The 3,403-nt window shown below is 44.5% G+C and carries 1 protein-coding gene; it reads left to right on the top strand.

Translation table 11 applies throughout. From position 1 onward, the window contains the following. Positions 1-3,403 (top strand): G5 domain-containing protein (locus N4310_RS07970; RefSeq protein ID WP_262092753.1); only part of this gene is annotated, 3,403 nt, incomplete at both ends.

The raw sequence follows: 3,403 nt of genomic DNA, 5'->3' as shown, positions 1-3,403 counted from the left end.
TTGAAAATGCTGGTTTTACATCAAAATTTGATGATCGAGAAGGGCTGTTAGCTTCCACTCCTAAAACAGAGCAAGTTGTTCATACAATCTATAAACCGTTAGAAATCTCAATTGAAGATGTATCAAGTGATTTAGAGATTACTGAAGCCAATCTTGTTGTTAATGGTCAAAAACAAGCATTGACTATTCACAATGGAAAAGTTAAGGATACCTATCTCCCTACTTCAGATGCTCCTATTACAATTGATTATAAATATAAAGGAATTCCTACTACTAATAGAACAGTTGTTACGAAAGTTGTAGCAGATGGGAATGAAGTTATCAAGGATGAAAAAATTGTAGAGTCATCTAGTCATTTGAATTCTGTGCCACCGGTTAATAAAAAAATAGAAGTAGGAACGAAGCCTAAGGTAGAGGATAGAAAAATTCCATTTAGCACGGTTTTTGAGACTCGTGACACGGAAGAAGTTGGATTCATGTCGGTTGTGGTGACGGGAGTTGTCGGAATTGAGCGAACAACAACGACCTATACGTTGAATCAGTCTACTGGAGAAGTAACGGCTAATGATCCGGTAGTGGAGATGGTTCAAGAGGTTAGAAATCGCATCGAATCTCGAGGAACGAAACCCCAAGTAGAAACTTCAGTAATTCCATTTGAAACGGTTTATGAAGAAGATGCAACAATGCTTGCGACAGATCCGGAGGTAGTTGTTGTTGAAGGTCAAGACGGAGAAAAGGTAGTTACGACCACTTACCGTATGGATCCGGCTACGGGAGAAGTTTCACCAGATGAAGTGACAGAGCAAGTGAAAGCTGCTGTTCAAAAAGTTGTGAAACGTGGCGTTGGTTCGTCTACAGAGATCGCCTATGAGACTACTTATATTAGTAATGTCGAATTGCCTCTTGGAGAGAATCGGGTCTTGACCAAAGGGGTTAAAGGCCGCCGTCATCCCAATGGTTCAGTATTGGAATCTGCTGTTCAAGAAGTTGTTCAGGTTGGAACAAAACCAACTGTTGAAACTGAGACGCTAACCTTCAAGATTGTGTATCAGGATGATGCCACAATGCTTGCGACAGATCCAGAAGTTACAGTTGTTACTGGACGTGAAGGGAAACGTGTATCAACGACTAATTACAGTCTTGATGCCAAGACTGGTCAAGTCAGTCCTCAAGAACCGATTGTTGTTACAACAGATGCGATTGATCAAGTGATTCGTCGAGGTACAGGAACAGAGGCGAGCCTTCCATTCCAAACGGTTTATCTATCGGCCTTAGAACTACCAGCCGGTGAGCGTGTACTTGTGACGAAAGGTCAAACAGGTGTGCGTCATCCAAATGGATCTGTTACAAAAGAAGCTGTAAACGAAGTCTATCAAGTTGGTGTAAAACCGGTTGAAGTGATTGAAACCTTGCCGTTTGAAACAATTTACCAAGAAGATCCATCGATGTCAGCCAAGGATCCAGAACTTTTGGTTCGTGAAGGATTGGCGGGTCAACGCGTGACCGTTACTCGTTACAGCTTGAACAATACAACTGGTGAAGTGACGGCTCAGAATCCTGAGATTCGTGAAACACCAGCCAATAACCGGATAATCAAGCGTGGTGTTGGTGCTGAGTCTTCGATTCCATTCAAGACGATCTACTTGGCAAGTAGCCATCTCCCTGCTGGTGATAAACTGCTCGTGACTGCAGGTCAAGCAGGTGTTCTTCATCCAAATGGTAGCGTGTTGAAAGAAGCAATTGCTGAAGTTTATCAAGTCGGTGTGCAGCCACTTGTTGTGACAGAAGAACTGGCTTTCCAAACTCGTTATGAAGATGATCCAATGATGCGTAAGGAAGATGCTCTTGTTCTTGTTCAAGAAGGAAAATTGGGTCGTCGTATGACAACAACTAGCTATAAGCTGGATGAAATGACAGGTCTGGTAACGGCTCAGACTCCAGTTGTTGAAACAGTAGCGGCTGTTGATCGTGTCATGAAACGTGGAACAGGCCAAGATGAAGCTGTTCCAGCCGATCGTATCTACATCGCTTCTAGCAGTCTTGCAGCCGGAGAACAAGCAGTGGCAGTAGCCGGTAAGCCAGGACTCCGTCATCCAAACGGAAGCCTCCTTCAAGTTCCAGTAACAGAAGTTGTTCAAGTCGGTGTTCGTCCAGTTGTGGTTGAAACAGAACTTGCTTTCAATATAACTTACCAAGATGATGCCAGCATGCTAGCAACAGATCCTGAGGTTGTTCTTGTTGAAGGTCTTACTGGAAAATCTGTTCAGACAACAGTCTATACCTTGAACTACCAAACAGGGCAGGTAACAGCTGAAACTACAGAAGTTGTGACACCAGCAGTTCACCGACTTATCCGTCGTGGTACCGGTCAAAATGAAACTCTAGCCTTCAAGACAAACTATGTAGCTTCTGAAACCCTTCGTGTTGGTGAAGCTCGTGTAATTGTTGTTGGTGAAACAGGAGTTCGTCATCCAAATGGAACGATCACTAAGGAAGCTGTGAATGAATTGATCCAAGTTGGTGTTCGTCCAACAAGTCGCACAGAAGCAGTAGCCTATGTGACAGATTATGTAGCGGATGCAACAAAACCAGCTGAAACCAAGACGATTCTTGTTGCAGGAGTTCCAGGCGTTCGGACTTACACAACGACTTATGTCATGAACGATAAGACAGGTCAAGTAACTGCGCAGCCAGAAACGTCAGAAGTGACCGTGAAACCAGTTGATGAGCTTATCCAGGTTGGAACCGCTCCAAGCTATCGTCAAGAAGAAGTAGCCTTCAAGACGCGTTATGTTGCCGATCCAGATAAGGTTGCAGCTAGTCAAACAGTCTTCACCGAAGGAGTTCCAGGTATCCGTACCTATACAACTACCTATGTGATGGATAAGGCTGGTCAGGTAACTGCGCAACCAGAAACAGCAGAAGTGACTCGTCTTCCGATTGCAGAAGTTATCCAGGTCGGAACTGCTCCAACTTATCGTCAGGAAGAAGTGGCCTTCAAGACGCGCTATGTTGCGGATGTAACGAAGAAGTCAAATAGCCAGACTATCTTGGTTGAAGGTCTTCCAGGGGTTCGCACTTACACAACCCGCTATGTCATGGATGAAGCGACTGGGCAAGTAGCTGCTCAACCAGAAACAGCAGAAGTAACCCGTATCCCAGTTGTGGAATTGATTCAAGTTGGAACAGCTCCTGACTACCGTCAGGAAGCAGTTGACTTCTCTGTTATCTACACAGCAGATGATAGCCTCCTTGCTGGTGAACAAGTTGTTGATGTTGAAGGAAGCTTAGGTGTTCGTACCTATACGAAGACCTATGTTTTGGATGAACAGTCCGGTCAAGCAGTAGCTCAACCAGAAACGTCAGAAATCACAACAGCTGCAATAGCTCGTCAAGTACGTGT

This window comes from Streptococcus danieliae (assembly GCF_025447695.1).
GTDB lineage: Bacteria > Bacillota > Bacilli > Lactobacillales > Streptococcaceae > Streptococcus > Streptococcus danieliae.
This window is presented reverse-complemented; position numbering and strand designations above follow the sequence as displayed.